Origin of the sequence: Streptomyces sp. NPDC050619 (genome assembly GCF_040654815.1) — a bacterium.
GTDB lineage: Bacteria > Actinomycetota > Actinomycetes > Streptomycetales > Streptomycetaceae > Streptomyces.
The window spans coordinates 1-15,764 of the sequence record NZ_JBFAIR010000011.1 but is presented as its reverse complement, the minus strand read 5'-3'; the positions used below and the strand labels follow the sequence as shown (position 1 = coordinate 15,764).

13 protein-coding genes and 1 pseudogene are annotated in these 15,764 nt (G+C 69.5%); 8 read left to right on the top strand and 6 right to left on the bottom strand.

All coding sequences use genetic code 11. From position 1 onward, the window contains the following. The first annotated feature begins 145 nt into the window (after window positions 1-145). A complete protein-coding gene (locus AB0I77_RS19455; RefSeq protein WP_363283825.1) occupies window positions 146-1,165 on the top strand; it encodes a lytic polysaccharide monooxygenase in 1,020 nt (339 codons plus the stop codon). A 58-nt stretch (window positions 1,166-1,223) separates the two neighbouring features. Here the strand turns inward: AB0I77_RS19455 and AB0I77_RS19450 are convergent, their stop codons facing one another. Both AB0I77_RS19450 and AB0I77_RS19445 read right to left on the bottom strand, forming a co-directional pair. Then, on the bottom strand, window positions 1,224-2,084 hold the full coding sequence (locus tag AB0I77_RS19450) for an alpha/beta fold hydrolase (protein ID WP_363283824.1): 861 nt from the start codon (window positions 2,082-2,084) through the stop codon (window positions 1,224-1,226). Window positions 2,085-2,248: 164 nt separating this feature from the next. Next, a complete protein-coding gene (locus tag AB0I77_RS19445; RefSeq protein ID WP_363283823.1) occupies window positions 2,249-2,692 on the bottom strand; it encodes a MarR family winged helix-turn-helix transcriptional regulator in 444 nt (147 codons plus the stop codon). A 94-nt stretch (window positions 2,693-2,786) separates the two neighbouring features. Between AB0I77_RS19445 and AB0I77_RS19440 the strand changes: the two genes are divergently transcribed. Beyond that, a complete protein-coding gene (locus AB0I77_RS19440) occupies window positions 2,787-3,161 on the top strand; it encodes a cupin domain-containing protein (RefSeq protein WP_363283822.1) in 375 nt (124 codons plus the stop codon). Between the two features lie 332 nt (window positions 3,162-3,493). Here AB0I77_RS19440 and AB0I77_RS19435 read toward each other — a convergent pair whose 3' ends face one another. Next, on the bottom strand, window positions 3,494-3,721 hold the full coding sequence (locus AB0I77_RS19435; RefSeq protein ID WP_363283821.1) for a 4-oxalocrotonate tautomerase family protein: 228 nt from the start codon (window positions 3,719-3,721) through the stop codon (window positions 3,494-3,496). 118 nt (window positions 3,722-3,839) lie between these two features. Here AB0I77_RS19435 and AB0I77_RS19430 point away from each other — a divergent pair. Then, window positions 3,840-4,720: pseudogene (locus AB0I77_RS19430) on the top strand (helix-turn-helix transcriptional regulator). A gap of 174 nt (window positions 4,721-4,894) precedes the next feature. On the opposite strand, the gene AB0I77_RS19425 reads toward AB0I77_RS19430, so the two are convergent. Both AB0I77_RS19425 and AB0I77_RS19420 read right to left on the bottom strand, forming a co-directional pair. After that, window positions 4,895-6,955: an ATP-binding protein gene (locus tag AB0I77_RS19425; protein WP_363283820.1), complete on the bottom strand. Its 2,061-nt coding sequence runs from the start codon at window positions 6,953-6,955 to the stop codon at window positions 4,895-4,897. A 200-nt stretch (window positions 6,956-7,155) separates the two neighbouring features. Next, window positions 7,156-7,917: an SDR family oxidoreductase gene (locus AB0I77_RS19420; protein ID WP_363283819.1), complete on the bottom strand. Its 762-nt coding sequence runs from the start codon at window positions 7,915-7,917 to the stop codon at window positions 7,156-7,158. 127 nt (window positions 7,918-8,044) lie between these two features. Between AB0I77_RS19420 and AB0I77_RS19415 the strand changes: the two genes are divergently transcribed. The 5 genes from AB0I77_RS19415 to AB0I77_RS19395 all read left to right on the top strand — a co-directional run bounded on the left by AB0I77_RS19415 (window position 8,045) and on the right by AB0I77_RS19395 (window position 15,112). Further along, entirely contained in the window at window positions 8,045-8,629 is a 585-nt protein-coding gene (locus AB0I77_RS19415; RefSeq protein ID WP_363283818.1) for a helix-turn-helix domain-containing protein, read from the top strand. Between the two features lie 211 nt (window positions 8,630-8,840). Then, entirely contained in the window at window positions 8,841-9,875 is a 1,035-nt protein-coding gene (locus AB0I77_RS19410; RefSeq protein WP_363284068.1) for a methyltransferase, read from the top strand. An 88-nt stretch (window positions 9,876-9,963) separates the two neighbouring features. After that, a complete protein-coding gene (locus AB0I77_RS19405) occupies window positions 9,964-10,437 on the top strand; it encodes a cupin domain-containing protein (protein ID WP_363283817.1) in 474 nt (157 codons plus the stop codon). 239 nt (window positions 10,438-10,676) lie between these two features. Further along, window positions 10,677-14,135: a DNA polymerase III subunit alpha gene (gene dnaE, locus AB0I77_RS19400; protein WP_363283816.1), complete on the top strand. Its 3,459-nt coding sequence runs from the start codon at window positions 10,677-10,679 to the stop codon at window positions 14,133-14,135. Beyond that, window positions 14,132-15,112: an ImpB/MucB/SamB family protein gene (locus AB0I77_RS19395; protein WP_363283815.1), complete on the top strand. Its 981-nt coding sequence runs from the start codon at window positions 14,132-14,134 to the stop codon at window positions 15,110-15,112. The genes dnaE and AB0I77_RS19395 overlap by 4 nt, the downstream gene beginning before the upstream one ends. Window positions 15,113-15,151: 39 nt before the next feature. Here AB0I77_RS19395 and AB0I77_RS19390 read toward each other — a convergent pair. Continuing rightward, window positions 15,152-15,764, bottom strand: a 613-nt coding sequence (locus AB0I77_RS19390; protein ID WP_363283814.1) for an AMP-binding protein, incomplete at its 5' end; no start/stop codon positions are given.

The following is a 15,764-nucleotide window of genomic DNA, read 5'->3' as shown; positions in this document are numbered from 1 at the left end:
CAGTCCGGCGCACACGACCTACCTGATCTCAGCCTGAGCACTCCCTTAACGCGGCCATAAAGATCGCCGTCGACCGCCTCCAGCAGGTGATTCCACGGTTTCTTGGATCCGGCACCCATCAGCACCGGTTCCGAGGAGATCCCCCATGCCCGCACGCCGCAAGGCCGCGACCGTCGCCGCTCTCGGTCTGACCCCGCTCGCCCTGACCGCGCTCGCCGCCGTACCCGCGTCCGCGCACGGTTCGATGGGCGACCCGGTCAGCCGGGTCTCGCAGTGTTACGCCGAGGGCCCCGAGAGCCCGACGTCGGGCGCGTGCCGGGCGGCGGTCGCGGCCGGCGGCACCCAGGCGCTCTACGACTGGAACGGCATCCGCATCGGCGACGCGGGCGGACAGCACCGGACGCTGATCCCGGACGGCAAGCTGTGCAGCGCGAACAACGAGGAGTTCAAGGGGCTCGACCTGGCGCGCGCCGACTGGCCCGCGACGGGCGTGAGCAGTGGGTCGTACACCTTCAAGTACCGCGTGACCGCCCCGCACAAGGGCACCTTCAAGGTGTACATCACCAAGGCCGGTTACGACCCCGCTCAGCCGCTGGCCTGGGACGACCTGGACCTGGAGCACCCGGTGGCGACGGTCACCGACCCGGTCGCGTCCGGTGGCTTCTACTCGTTCCCCGGCACCCTCCCCGAGCGTTCCGGCAAGCAGCTGCTGTACGCGGTCTGGCAGCGCTCGGACAGCCCGGAGGCGTTCTACTCCTGTTCGGACGTCACGTTCGGCGGTGGCGCCGATGCCGGAGGCGGTACCGCGCCGTCGCCCAGCGCCTCCGCCCCCTCCGCGGAGCAGGTCGAGGACGGTGCCGACGAGTCGACGATCGAGCATCGGGGACACGGTGACCAGGACGCCAGTACGTCGGCGAAGCCGGAAGGCGAGAGGGCAGCGAAGCCGGTCACGGAACCTGTCACGGAACCGGTCGCGCAGGCCGAGAGCTCCGCGCCCAACGAGCCGAAGCCGGCCGGTGCCACCGAGAACCTCGCCGAGACCGGCGGCGACAGCGGCACGCCGTACATCGCGATGGGCGGGGCGGCCGCCCTGGCGCTCGGCGTGGCGGCCCTGTTCGCGTCGGTGCGTCGGCGTGCGGTGAGCGGCGGCCGGCGCGGTCGCTGAACCAGAGACGTCGGGGCCTGACCGGCGGCTCAGGCCGGACAGGCCCCGATACCGACGCTCAGTCGAACGCCGACGCGCAGGTGGTGGGCCTGGCGTGTGCCGGGTCGAGGGCGTTGGTCACCTCATGGAAGGCGATCCGGTCGAGCAGCCCGATCGCCGCGTGCTCGGAGAGGTCGGCCGGGCACAGGTCCTGGAGCAGGACGTTGTGCACGCCGGATCCGCTGAGGAACTGGCTCCGATACGGCGTGACCACCTCGTCGTACTTGGTGGCGAGGACCGTGTAGCGGACGCCGGGCACGGTGTCGCCGCCCTCGTTGAGCTTGGTGAGGAAGGCGGAGCCGGCGACCTGGTCGGTGAGGGCGGGGGTGTTCGCCGAGAGCAGGTCCTCCGCTCCCGGGAAGTACGGCAGGAGGTTGGTGAGGCCGGACAGAGTGGTGCCGTGGTTGCTGGGCGCTATGCCGACGAGGGCGTTCACCTTGGCGGCTCCGCCGAGGAACTTCAGGTAGTAGCGGGGCATCATGCCGCCCTGCGAATGGCCGACGAGGTCGACCTCGGCGGTGCCGGTCGCGGCGAGCACCTTGTCGACGTAGACCTTGAGTTGCTCGGCCGACTTGTCGATCGGGCCGAGGCCGTAGAAGAGCGGGACGCCCGGCAGTTGGCCGAAGTCGGACGAGAAGACGCAGTAGCCGCGGTTCTTCAGGTACGGCGCGAGGGCCAGCCAGTTGTCGACGGCGTTGGCGAAGGTTCCGTGCACGAGGACGACGGGGCGGGGGTGGGCGGCGGACGGCTTACAGGAGTAGTCGTTCCAACCTCCCCCGCTAGGGGCGGCGGCTGCCTGGGCGGTGGCGGGGACGAGGGCGACGGTGGTGGTCAGCAGCAGCGCGGCCAGCGGGCCGAGCGCTCGTTTCCAGGGCAGCATCGTGTGATCTCCTTGCGGCTCAAGGGAGTTGCGACGCCCTGTGATCCGGATCACGAGGATGCTGTTCAGTCGTCAAGTTACGAGCGGGTAGTGCACATGTGAAGTTACGCGTCAGTAAAAACTTCCGGTAACAGCCATCGACTACCGCGCCACCTGATGAGCCGTCACCAGTTGGGCCTGATGGGGCCAAAGGGAGCGATGCGCGCCAACTGATCGCGCAACGACCGCACTCCCTTCTCCCCTAGCAGCTCGACCCACGCCCCGACGGCTTCCGCCGCCGCCTCCTCCGCCGCACGAGTGCAGGCCCATCCCCGCTCGGTCAGCACGACCAACCGGGCCCGCGCGTCCTCGGGGTGCGGTCGGCGTTCGGCATACCCCTTGCGCACGATCTCGTCGACAAGCTGACTGGCCGCCTGCTTGGTGACCCCGAGGTGCGCGGCGAGGTCGGTGACCGTCGCGCCGTCCGGGGCAAGCCGGACGAAGGCGAAGCCATGGGCGGGCCGAACCTCGAATCCGCGGGCGACGACACCGTCGTTGATGCGCTGGGTCAGGTCGCCCGCGGTGGCAAGCAGGGCGGCGGTCAGGGCAAGGGCCTCGGAGTTGTGCACGGATGCATTGAAACACCCTTGACGATTTGGTCAAGCAGCTTGACTATGGAGCCACATAGTCAAGCCGCTTGACCATCTGAACCGGAGAGCACCCATGCCCATAATCCGCTCGTCCGAAGCCGTCACCCACGAGATCCACGGCGTCCGCTTCGTCTCGCACGCCACTCCCCGCACCGGCAGCAAGGAACTGTGCGCCTGGCGAGGCGAGATCCCCCCGGGGACCAAGGCACCCGCGCACACCGTCACCCGGGAGGAGATCTTCCATCTGCTCAGCGGGGAACTGCTGATCACCCTCGACGACCGCACCGACCGCGTCACCGCGGGCGACACAGTGATCATCAACCCCGGGGCGACCCTTGCCGTCGAGAACCCCACCGACCAGACCGCGATCTCCTGGGTGACGACGTCCATCGGACTGGAGGCCGAGCTGGCCGACAGGACGCTGATCACTCCCCCGTGGGCCAACTGAGGCCTACGCGATCATCGACGGAACAGGCGTTCCCCGCCCTGTTCGGCAGCCCGGCCGAAGGTCGTGCGACCCCACTGGTGGGTGATGGTGAACGACGTGTCGCACTCCGCCATACGGCGCGTCAGGCGGGTCATACGGGCTTGCAGGGCGCGTCGGCTGAGCGGGCGCCGCGCATCGCCGAGAAGGAGGCACAGGTCATGGCAGCACCATGGATGCCTCACGGCCTCGATGAGCTCCAGAATGATTCGCTGGGAGCCATGCAGCTGCGAATCATTGGGCCGCGTACAGCCAAGGCGATGTCCAAAAAGTGCTCAACCAGTAGTCATGATCTTTCATTGAGTGCGGCCCGCCTCGGGCGATTGCTCGAGCATGGCGAGGGTCAGGACGTTGCCGCCGATGCCCCAGCCGCCGTCGGCGACCTCTTCGACGAGGACCATCGTGCCCGCGCGGGCCCGCTCGCCGTAGATCTCCACGTAGAGCTCGGTGGTGCGGGTGACGATCTTCTCCTTCTGCTTCTCGTCGAGGGTGCCGGCAGGAACCTTGAAGTTGGCGAACGGCATGGTGGTTCTCTTTTCTGGAAGGGACGTCTCCAGCGTGGGCCGGTGCCGCCGTGCCGGCCAGGGCTGTCTCTACCCAGGGGTCGCCACCCCCTGGCTCGTGACCCCGGTGCGCGTCACGATGAGGAGCGTGAACCACTCCGTACTCGCCGCGTATCTGAAGTCCCGGCGCGCGCGCATCCGCCCGTCCGACGTGGGCCTGCCCACCGGTCCGCGGCGCCGGGTGCCCGGACTGCGGCGCGAGGAGGTCTCCCAACTGGCGGGCCTGTCCGCCGACTACTACACCGAGCTGGAACGTGGCCGCGGCACCCAGCCCTCGGCTCAGGTGCTGGCCGCGCTGGCCCGGGCGCTGCGCCTGAACGGCGACGAACGCGACCACTTGTTCAACCTCGCCGGCCGACGCGTACCCCCGGCGGCGCACGGCCCGACCGCGCACGTCCAGCCGGGCCTGCTCGGTCTGCTGGACCAGCTCACCACCACTCCCGCCCAGGTCATCACCGACCTGCACGAAACCCTCGTCCAAAACCCCCTGGCAGTCGCGCTCGTCGGCCGCCACCCGGCGGTGCGCGGCCATGAAGCGAGCTTCGTCTACCGCTGGTTCACCGACCCCGACGCTCGTACCCTCTACCCGGCCGAGGACCACCCCCACCACTCGCGGGTCTTCGTCGCCGACCTCCAGGCCGTCGCCGCACGGCGCGGCGGCGACCCCGAAGTGCACCGGATGACGGCCGCGCTACGACGGCGCAGTGCGGAGTTCGCCACCCTGTGGGACACCCACGACGTCGGCCTCCGCCGGACCGACCACAAACGCATCGTGCACGCCACGCTGGGCGTCATCGAGCTTGACTGTCACAGCCTGTTCAGCGAGGACGGACGCCAGCGTCTGCTCTGGTTCAGCGCCCCACCCGGCACCGAAGCGCCGCCCAGCTGCAACTCCTCTCCGTCATCGGCACCCAGGACATGACTCCCAGCGCGAACGAACTCGGCCGTCCACCGGCCTGAGTCCGACCAGCCCAACCTCGGTCTGGCCACTGCCGCCAGATTCGGAGCGGAAGGCTTCGACGTAGGCCTGGTGGCACGCAACCGCGACAGGCTGGATACTGCCCCGAAGGCATGGCGACAGTACGCCGACGGCGGCGACTTCCAGACCGTCAGGCGATGAGGGCTCCGCTTGGTTCAGCTTTCGCGCTCGATCGGTGCTCCGCTCAGTTCATGACTCCACATCACATCGGTGACGTGCTTCACGGCGGCGGTCAGATGCCGCCGGTAGGTGCTGAAGGACATTCCGAGCCGCCTGGCCGCCGCTTCCTGGGTGGGGGCGGCCTTGCTGTACGTGGTCGTGACGACGAGGTGACGTTTCTCCCCGCCCCGCACTTCCAGCACCGTGTCGATGGCACGCACCAGGACGTCATGGAGGCCCTGGCCCGCCTCCGCGACCAGGCGGCCACGGCTGAGGGGGTTCGCCGCGAGCTCGTTGGGCCACCACAGCGCACGCAGGGCATCCCGTACGGCGAGGTCGAACTCCGGCCGGGACAGCGTGAGATGGTTCCCCCGCTCCGGCGGAGTACCGGTCGCGGACGTGACGGCGGCCCCGCCCGCCTGCTCGGCTTCGTGCTTCTGGTCCGTCCACGCCATGCCGGACTGGGTACGCCAGTCATGGGCGAAGAGGCGGTATCCGTGGTCGCCGACCACGGATAACGCGTCGGTCGGCATCATGTCGGAGCGTTCGAGGTAGTTGTCCCAGAACCCGTCGTCCCGCATCACGACGAACGACCATGCGAGACGGTCGGCCCGGATGATCTCCCCACCGACACGCCACTGCATCAGGTTCATGGCGGCCGAGGGCCGCTGGTAATTCCGCGGCTCCACCTGGAACCGCGCCATGGCCATGTGCTCGCCCGCCCGCAGTGGCCCGCCCGCCTCCACATGGGCCCAGGCGGCGGCCACCACCGGATCGACATCCTCCCCCTCCGGCCCGCTGAACCGCAGCCAAGCCGAACAGGCAACGATGTCATCGGTCCCGGTCGAGCGATAGACACTGAACGCCTCGGGCCGCCGGTCCAGCCAGAAGCGGGCTATCGCGGCGGACTCGGCGCCTTCCGCCTCATGCACCAACTCCACCACGCGGTTCTCGTCGGCAGGAGCACAGGGCATTTCCCGCACCTCGCCCTCGGGATGCCACACGAGGGTGCCGGACATATGGTCGAGGGACCGTTCCAGGTACACCAGGGCCCGCATCGCCTGGAGCATCCGCGCCGCGGGCGCGTCCCGGACCCGGCCGAGCAGATACTCGTACATCCGCCGGCGCAGGGCGGCGAATCCGTCCGGGTCCCGCCAGCGCAGATCGGCTGCCAGCACCTCACGCACCACGTCGTGCGGAAAGAGCCCGGCCGCGGTGGATTCGATGAACGGCTGACCGCGCAGCCAGGCGAACAGTTCGGCGGCCCGCTCGCCCATCATCGCCCGCAGCAGTGCCTCCGAGGTGACATCGGCCTGGGCGCACACCTCCAGTGCCGTGCGGTGCGCCGGACTGGGTGGATCGCCCACGAGTTGCGGCAGCAGCGTCGCGATCACGTCCCGGCCGGGTGACCAGTCGGCCGCCCGGGGCGTCCCGTCCGCGTCCTGCCGGTCGGCGACCGCCACCGCCAGGGACAGGGCAAGGGGATTACCGCCGGTGAAGGACAGCAGCGCGTGGTGCGCCCCGGCCGGGACACCCCGTACCCGCAGGAACGTCGCGGCGTCGTCCCGGGCCAGGTTGCGCAGCGGTACCACGCGCAGCAGGTCGGCCCAACCCGGGTCCACGACCCAGCGCGGGTCGGGGGCCGCACGTCCGGCGACCACCGCGACCGCGCCCAGCGGAAGCCGCGGCAGGAAGTGCTCCCACAACCAGTGCTCCATACCCTGGCATTGCTCGAAGGTGTCGACCAGGAGCACTGATCCCGGCTCGCCGGTCGCCTTTCCCGCGGCCTGCTCGAAGTCCTCCGGCGTCGGGCGAACCGTACGGCCGTCCACCTCGACCACCAGCCGTCCCGCCTCCCGCGACTCGAGAGCGAACCGCCGCAGCAATGTGGACTTGCCGATTCCGCCGGGACCGTGCAGATAGAGCACGGGCGAGGAGCCGGGGTCCTCGTCCAGTGCGGCCCGGAACAGGGCCCGCTCCGCTGCCCGCCCGACGAAAGCCCGGTCCCGCGCGGCGACCACAAGGTCACCCAGCGAGCCGCCGTCCCCCATGTTCATGAGCCCCTCATCACCGAGCCGAACCCGTACATGGCCGAACAGCCTACGACGCGCCGGTCGTTGCGATGAAAGAGTTGAAGGGCGCGTCGCTGTGCGGTAGTTCACGCCGCCGGGGCCGACAGCCGCGGCGCTACGGCCGCTGCCGCGCGGGCCGAATGACCACCGCTACGGCCGCTGCCTCACGGGACGGATGGCCACCGCTACGGCCGCTGCCTCGCGGGCCGGATGACCATCTCGTTGACGTCGACATCGGCGGGCTGGCTGATCGCGTAGGAGATCGCACGAGCGATGGCATCGGGCGGGATGGCCGCCGCGCGGTAGGTCTTCATCGCCTCCGCCGCTCCTGGTTCGGTGATGGTGTCGGCCAGTTCGCTCTCGACGACGCCGGGTGAGACGGTGGTAACCCGGATGAACGGCTCGGCCTCCTGCCGCAGACCCTCCGTGATCGCCCAGGCCGCGTACTTCGTGGCGCAGTACACGGCGGCCGTGGGAACGACGTGGTACGCACCGACCGAGGCGATGGTGATGAAGTGCCCGCTGTTCTGGCGCTGGAAGTGCGGCATGGCCGCGGCGATGCCGTGCAGCAGGCCCTTGACGTTGACATCGATCATCCGGTCCCATTCGTCCGCCAGCAGTGAGTCCAGGCGCGACAGCGGCATGACTCCGGCGTTGTTGACGATCACGTCGATGTGCCCCCGGGCAGTAACCGTTTCGTCGACGAACCTGGCCACGTCGGCCCGGTCGGTGACGTCGAGACGGCGTACGTCGATGCTGCCGCCGTCGGCTCGGACGCTCTTGGCCAGACCGGCCAGCCGGTCCTCTCGACGCGCACCGGCAACGACATGGTGGCCTTCCGCGGCGAGCCGCCTGGCGATGGCTTCGCCGATGCCGCTGGTGGCGCCCGTGACGAGTACGACCTTCCGGCTGCCCTGCTCCGTGGTTTCCGTGGTTGTCCGTGTCACCGCGTCCTCCTTGCTCAGTCGGGGCCCAAGCCCCGCTCACGGATCGTTCACCTGCGAACTTGCCGTGTTCTCGAGGACGGGAGAAGGCCGGGATCCTCCTAGGAGTTCCGCACACACCACCTGCCGATTGGGCGTCACGTCTGACCATCCGTGTCTCCAGCTCGGGCGGCTGAACGGCGACCGGCCGATCGTCGGACCGGCCGACTCGACCGAAGTACGTCTGCTCATGGCCTACGCCAAGTTGGTCGACGCGACGCTGAACGACCTCACGCCCGCCGGTGTGCACGCCGCCCGCAACTCTCTGATCGAACTGGTCAAGGGAGCGCTGACGCAGGGGTTCGACGACAACGAGCCCCGGCTGGTCCCCGCGCTGGCCCAAGCGGCGAAGGACATCGTGGACAGCCGCCTCACGGATCCCGAGCTCTCCCCCTCGACCCTGGCCCGCGAACTCAACGTCTCCGTACGGACGTTGCACCGGGCGTTCGCCGCGGCCGAGGAGTCGGTGAGCGCGTACGTCCGCCGCAGGCGGCTGGAACAGGCCCGGCTCGAGCTCGCGTCGCCGTTCGGCCGGCCGAGCGTTTCGGAACTCGCCGCCCGCTGGCGATTCGCCGACAGCAGTCACTTCGTCCGTGCCTTCAAGAAGCAGTACGGCCAGACGCCCACCCAGTTCGTCCGGTCGAGGAGCACGGCGCCCGGACGACCCGCCTTGTGAGGCGTCCCGCAACGGATCGCCCAGCCCCGCACCGGGCACATGGGCACATGGGCACATGGGCACAAGTGAGCACTGGTTGAGCAGGTCTCGCGCTGACGACGTGCCCCACGCACTGGAAAGGTTGTCGGTGCCCCCCACGCCGCACCTGTCGCGAGCACAGCGCTCATGCCTGTGCCCGGGCAATCCCTGGAGATGAGACGCGTTGAGCACCATGGAAACGAGCGACGCCATCGGAGCCGTACCTCTGGCCTCCTCCGAGGCGACGCTGATGACTCAGATGCTGGCAGGCTTCCAGGTCTCCCAGGCGCTGTATGTCGTGGCCAAGTTGGACATCGCCACCAAGCTCGCCGAGGGGCCTCGGCCCATCGGGCCGCTGGCGAAGGAGACCGGTGCCGACGAGGACGCTCTACGGCGCCTCCTGCGCACACTCGCACCGCTCGGCCTGTTCCGCCATGGCGGCCACGACACGGTCGAGGTGACCTCCTTCGGCGCGCTCCTGTCCACCTCGCACCCGGCGTCGCTGCGGGACGCGGCCCTGTACTGGATGGAAACGCACTATCAGCCGTTCGATTCACTGCTGGGCACCGTCAAGACAGGGAAACCGGCCGCCGAGATCCTGTATGGGAAGCCCTTCTTCGAGTGGCTGGCCGAGGACTCGGAGCGGGCCGCCCTGCTGACCGGCGCCATGGCGAACGTGACGGGCGGCCTGCGGACAGGGATGTTCGACGGGTACGCCCTGCCCAAGGGGCAGACCGTGGCGGACATCGGCGGTGCCGACGGCACCGTCATGGCCGAACTGCTCAGCTGCGACCCGGACCGTCAGGGCATCGTCTTCGACCTGCCGCACGTCGTGTCCGACGCACATGAAGTGCTGCGAGCACGGGGCCTTGCGGAGCGTATCGAGGTCGTCGGGGGCGACTTCTTCGACGGGGTGCCGGCTGCGGACGTCTACGTACTGTCGTACATCCTGCACGACTGGGACGACGCGTCCTGCGGCAAGATACTCGGTTCGATCGCGCGGGCCGCGAGTCCGGGAGCCCGCCTCGTGGCGATCGAAGCGGTTCTGCCGGAGGGGGACGCGCCTCATCTCGCCAAGATGATCGACCTGACGATGCTGGCCATGCTGACGGGTCGTGAGCGCACTGCCGAGGAGTACGAAGCGCTGGTCAGCGATGCGGGTTTCGCGCTCGACCGGATCCTGCCGACACCTTCGCCCTTTTCGGTGATCGAGGCAACACTGCGTTAGAGGGCACTCGAGAGCGCGCCGGCGCCGGCACGGCCGTGCCTCCTGGCGCGCCCGCCGCTTCCACATCACATGACTCAAAGGATCACGTGTGTCCCTGCACATTCCCCCCGTGCATGTCCCGCCGGACGGTGGCGAGCCTGTTCACCTCGTGGGTGACACGTACACGACGCTGCTGAAGGCGACGCAGACCAATGGCGAACTCTCCCTCGTCGAAGCGATCATGCCCGCGGACGCCGGACCGCCTCCGCACACGCATCACGGCGAGTCGGAGACGTTCATCGTCATGGACGGACAACTCGTCATCACCGCCGGGGACGAGACGTACGAAGTCGAGGCGGGCGGTGTGGTCTACGTACCCAAGGGTGTGCGGCACTCCTTCCGCAACCTGAGCCGGACCAAGCCCGCACGCATCTACTTCCTGTACGCCCCGGGCGGCATGGACGCGATGTTCTCCGAAATAGGTACTCCGGGCGTGCGCGGACAAGTGGGCCCCGCGCTCAGCGAGGCCGACGTGAAGGCGATGGCCGCTGTCGCCGACAAGTACGGATTCACCTTCGACTGACCCACCACGCGGTCAGGCATGGGGGGCGGAACCACTCGGTTCCGCCCCCAAGTGCGTTACCCCCTCGTGGAGGTGACGAGGTGACACCTGTTTCGGCCACCCCTCCGAATCCCAGAGATGCGATCGTATGTTCGAATCATGTGGCTGACCAGCCCTGATGAGGCTAAGGTAATCGAACGAGAGTACGATGAATATATCGGGTGTATGGCCGAAAAGGGACGGAGTGATGGAGGTGCGGCATGACGGGCAGCTTCGCTCATCTGCACGTCGCGTCCGGTTACTCCGAGCGCTACGGCGCCGCCCACCCCGAGCATCTCGCCCTGCGGGCGGCCGAGCGAGGCGTGACGGCGCTCGCGCTCACCGACCGGGACACGGTCACCGGGGTCGTCCGGTTCGCGCAGGCCTGCGCGGGAACCGGGGTCCGGCCGATCTTCGGTGTCGACCTGGCGGTGGAGGCCCTCGCACCCCCGCCGCCCGCCCAGCGGCGCCGCACCCCGGCGCGCGGCGGCGCACACGTGATCGAGCCGCCGCTGCGGTTCGTGCTGCTCGCCCAGAACCGGGCGGGATGGGCGCGGCTGTGCCGCATCACCTCGGCCGCCCACGTCGGCACCGCCTCCGGCGCGGCACCGGTGGTGGTGCCGTGGGAGGCGCTGCGCGAGTACGGCGGCCCCGGCCTGACCGTGCTGCTCGGGCCGCTCTCGGAACCCGTACGGGCACTCTCGGCCGGCCGGGAGGACGTCGCGACGAAGCTGCTGGCACCGTGGCGGGAGATCTTCGGCAGTGGGATCAGGCTGGAAGCCGTAGTGCACAAACGTTTCGGCACCGGCCCTGGATCACTTCGCCTGGCCGCCCGCACCCTGGCGCTGGCCGACCGCACCCGCACCACCGCCGTGCTCTCCAACGCCGTCCGCTACGCCGACCCGGACCAGCACCGCCTCGCCGACGTCCTGGACGCCGCCCGGCTGCTGCGGCCCATCGACCGGCGCCAGCTGGACAGCGGGCAACGCTGGCTCAAGGACGAGAGGGCGATGGCGGCCGTCGCGCAGCTGGTCGCCGAATGCGCCGGAGCCGATGCCCGGCGGGCACGCCGCCTGATGGCGGACACCGCTGCCACGGCGGCTGCGTGCGTCGTCGACCCGGTTTCGGACCTCGGACTCGGCACCCGGCACTTCCCGGAACCGTCGCTCTTCGGCGCCGAGCCTCGAGCGGGAGGAGCCGCGCAGCTGCTGCGTCAGCAGTGCGAGGCCGGCATGGTCAGACGCGGCCTCGATCGCGACCGAGCGGCACTCGACCGGCTGGACGAAGAACTCGGTGTGATCTCCCAGCTGGACTACGACTCGTACTTCCTCGCCGTCGGCCAGGTCGTGGCCGACATCCGGGCCAAGGGCATCCGGGTCGCGGCCCGCGGCTCGGGCGCCGGTTCGATGGTCTGCCACGCGCTGGACATCGCCACGGCCAACCCGCTCGACCACCGCCTGCTCTTCGAACGCTTCCTGAGCGTGCGCCGGGCCTCGCTGCCCGACATCGACATCGACGTGGAGTCCGCCAGGCGGCTGGAGTGCTACGACACGATCTTCGACCGGTTCGGCAAGGAACGTGTGGCGGTCACCGCGATGCCCGAGACCTACCGGGCCCGCCGGGCCCTGCGCGACACCGGCCTCGCCCTCGGCATCGCCCCCGCGGACGTCGACCGGATCGCCAAGAGCTTCCCCCACCTCAGAGCCTCCGACATCAGCGGCGCGCTCGCCGAACTACCCGAACTACGGCAGCTCGCGGCCGAGGCACACCGGTACGGACCGCTGTGGGAGCTCGCCGAGGGCCTGGACTCCCTGGTCCACGGCATGGCCATGCACCCCTGCGGAGTGGTCATCAGCGACGCGAGTCTCCTGGACCGGCTGCCGGTACAGCCCACCCCCCAGGGCGACTACCCCATGGCCATGGCGGCGAAGGAGGAGATCGAGGACCTGGGCAACATCAAGCTCGACGTCCTGGGCGTGCGCATGCAGTCCGCGATGGCCCACGCCGTCACCGAGATCGAACGCACCACCGGCAACCACATCGACCTGGACGACCCCAAGCAGGTACCCCTCGACGACGTCTTCGCCTTCAAGCTCATCCAGGAGAGCCAGACCCTGGGCCTGTTCCAGCTCGAGTCGCCCGGCCAGCAAGATCTGCTGTCCCGGCTACAGCCCCGCGACCCGCAGGACGTCATCGCCGACATCAGCCTCTTCCGCCCCGGACCGGTCGCCGGCGGCATGCCCGAGCGGTACATCGCCGCCCGCCACGGCGGCACACCGGCGTACGCCCACCCGGACCTGGAGCCGGTGCTCGCCGACACCTACGGCGTGACCATCTGGCACGAGCAGATCATCGAGATCCTCGCCGTGATGACCGGCTGTGACTACGCGATGGCGGAGATCGCCCGGCGCGCGCTCGGCGAGAAGGACAGGCTGCCGAAGATCAGGGACTGGTTCCACGGCCAGGCACGCGCGCGTGGCTACAGCACGGCGGTGCGGGACGAGGTCTGGAAGACCGTCGAGGCCTTCGGCGCCTACGGCTTCTGCCGGGCCCACGCGGTCGCCTTCGCCGTACCGGCCCTGCAAAGCGCCTGGCTCAAGGCGCACTACCCGGCTTACCTGCTGGCAGGCCTGCTCGAACACGACCCCGGGATGTGGCCCAAGCGCGTCCTCGTCTCCGACGCCCGCCGACGCGGTGTCCCGCTCCTGCCCGTCGACGTCAACCTCTCCAAGGTGAAGCACACCGTGGAGAAGGCGGACGGGGAGCAGTGGGGGGTGCGGCTCGCGCTGTCCGAGGTGCACGGCATCAGCGAGGACGAGTGCGCACGCATCGAGGAAGGCCAGCCCTACGGATCGCTGTCGGACTTCTGGCAGCGGGCCCGTCCCAGCCGGCCGGTCGCCGAACGCCTCGCGGAGATCGGCGCCTTGGACTCGCTTCACGACGGCCGCCTCACCCGCCGCGACCTGCTGCTGCAGATCGCTGAACTCCACCGGGCCTCCCGCACCCGGTCCGCCGGCAAGGGCCAGCTGCCCCTCGACACGAACGCCGTCGGAGGGGCGGAGCCCAGCGGCCTGCCGGAGATGACGGGGCGCGAAGCCCTCAGCGCCGAGCTGAGCACCCTCGGCATCGACGTCTCCAGGCACCTGATGGAGCACCACCACCGGCTGCTGCGCGAGATCGGCGCGACCGACGCGGCCCACCTGGCCGGAATGCGCGCCGGTCAGCAGGTCCTGGTCGCCGGCGTACGGGCCTCCACCCAGACCCCGCCGATCGCCAGCGGCCGGCGCATCATCTTCGTCACCCTGGAGGACGGCTCCGGCCTGGTCGACCTGGCCTTCTTCGAGGACTCCCACCCCGCCTGCGCGCACACCGTCTTCCACAGCGGACTGCTGCTGGTCCGCGGCACGGTCCAGGTGCGCGGCACCCGCCGTACCGTCGTCGGCACCATGGCCTGGGACCTCGACGAGATCGCCGCCGCCCGCCGCGACAACGGCCCCGAAGCCGCCCTCGCCCTCCTCGGCGCCGACCACCCGCACCCGACCCCCGCCCAGCCACAACGCACCCTGGCCAACGGCACCACAGGGGCTCGGTTGCATCCGTACGCCGGCCTCCAGCCCGCCGGCACCCGCTCCGCCGACCTGAAGAAGTTCGGTCACCGCAGTCCGGGGAGTGCCGGATGACCGGACGCCGGCGGCACATCGCCCACCTCTACCTGCACGCCGCGCTGAGCGAGGCCCAGTACGGCGACATAATCGAACTGATGTCCAGTGTCACGCCCCATGTCCAGGCCATCCCGCCCGACGCCGTGCAACTGGACCTGACATCAGCACTTCGGTACTTCGACCTGTCCCCCTACGACGTTGTCCAACTGGCGAGGATCCGTCTGAAGGCGCTGTACGGCATCGGCAGCAGCGCCGGGCTCGCGAACAACCGCATGCTGGCAGCCATGGCGGCCGACGCGTCCGCACCGGGAGGCACCACCTGGGTCCCCGCCGGACAAGCGGCCGACTGGCTGTATCCGCGGCCGGTCACCGCACTGCCCGGCGTCGGCCGCACCACAGCGGAGACGCTCAGCAGATACGGCCTGCACACCATCGGCCAGGTCATCGACCTGCCCGCGGGGACTTTGCAGCGGCTTCTCGGCGCGGGTCCTGCCCGTCTGCTGGCCGAGCGTGCTCGTGGTCATGATCCCCGCCCGGTCACTCCGTCGGAACCGGCGGCGCACCTGGTCGCCGACCTGGCGCTGGAGCGGGACTGCCTCGACCCGGCACAGCATCACCGAGCCGTCCTGGGGCTCGCCGAGCAGATCGGCGGGCGCCTGCGCGGCGAACGGCAGGTCGCCGGCCGGCTCACCCTCACGGTGCGGTACGCCGACCGCAGCTCCACCACACGCACGCGGACTTTGTCGGAGCCCACCGACCACTCATCCGCGCTCGCGACAGCCGCCCTGGAACTGCTGAACGCCCTCGGGCTGCAACGAGCGAGAGTCCGCGCCTTCGTGCTCCGCGCCGACGCCCTGCTGCCGGCCGACAGTGCCTACCGCCAGCTCTCCCTGGATCCCGGCGACGATCGCGCCCGCGCGGCCGAAGCCGCCGCCGACCGTGCCCGCCGACGCTTTGGACCCGAGGCCATCCGTCCAGCGACTCTGGCCGACTGACTGCTCTTCGCTTCGCCTACTGCAAGCACCGTTGCAGTACTAGGACAGTTCGCGCTTGAGGATCTTCCCGGTGGCGGTCATGGGCAGGGCGTCGACGAACTCGACGATGCGCGGGTATTTGTAGGCTGCGAATTGCTCTTTTCCCCAGGCTGTCAGCTCGGCCTCAGTCGTACTGTCGCCGGCCGTCTTGACGACGACGGCCTTGATCTCTTCCCCGTGACTTCGGTGCGGAACTCCGATGACGGCAACCAGGGAGACTGCGGGGTGCTCCATGAGCACCTCCTCGAGCTCGCGCGGGTAGACGTTGAACCCGCCGCGAATGATCATGTCCTTGGACCGGTCGACGACGAAGTAGAAGCCGTCCGCGTCCTTGCGAGCCAGATCTCCGGTGCGGAACCATCCTTGGTTGATGGCCTCCGAGGTGGCCTCGGGGCGCTTGTAGTAGCACTTCATGATGTTGTAGCCCTTGACCGCGATCTCCCCGACCGCGCCGGGGTCGTTCTCCACATCCGACCAGTCATCGTTGATGAGCTTCATCTGGACCCCGGGGATGGGCCGGCCGATCGATCCCACACGGGGCTCCTCGCCGTACGTGGCGAATGACGCGATGGCCACCGTCTCCGAGAGCCCGTAGCCCTCGAGGATCGTCACA

Bases quoted from the DNA above. Each gene is read 5' to 3' on its own strand.
- AB0I77_RS19455 (WP_363283825.1), top strand. From the start codon at position 146: ATGCCCGCACGCCGCAAGGCCGCGACCGTCGCCGCTCTCGGTCTGACC.
- AB0I77_RS19450 (WP_363283824.1), bottom strand. From the start codon at position 2,084: ATGCTGCCCTGGAAACGAGCGCTCGGCCCGCTGGCCGCGCTGCTGCTG.
- AB0I77_RS19440 (WP_363283822.1), top strand. From the start codon at position 2,787: ATGCCCATAATCCGCTCGTCCGAAGCCGTCACCCACGAGATCCACGGC.
- AB0I77_RS19435 (WP_363283821.1), bottom strand. From the start codon at position 3,721: ATGCCGTTCGCCAACTTCAAGGTTCCTGCCGGCACCCTCGACGAGAAG.
- AB0I77_RS19425 (WP_363283820.1), bottom strand. From the start codon at position 6,955: ATGAACATGGGGGACGGCGGCTCGCTGGGTGACCTTGTGGTCGCCGCG.
- AB0I77_RS19410 (WP_363284068.1), top strand. From the start codon at position 8,841: ATGGAAACGAGCGACGCCATCGGAGCCGTACCTCTGGCCTCCTCCGAG.
- dnaE (WP_363283816.1), top strand. From the start codon at position 10,677: ATGACGGGCAGCTTCGCTCATCTGCACGTCGCGTCCGGTTACTCCGAG.
- AB0I77_RS19395 (WP_363283815.1), top strand. From the start codon at position 14,132: ATGACCGGACGCCGGCGGCACATCGCCCACCTCTACCTGCACGCCGCG.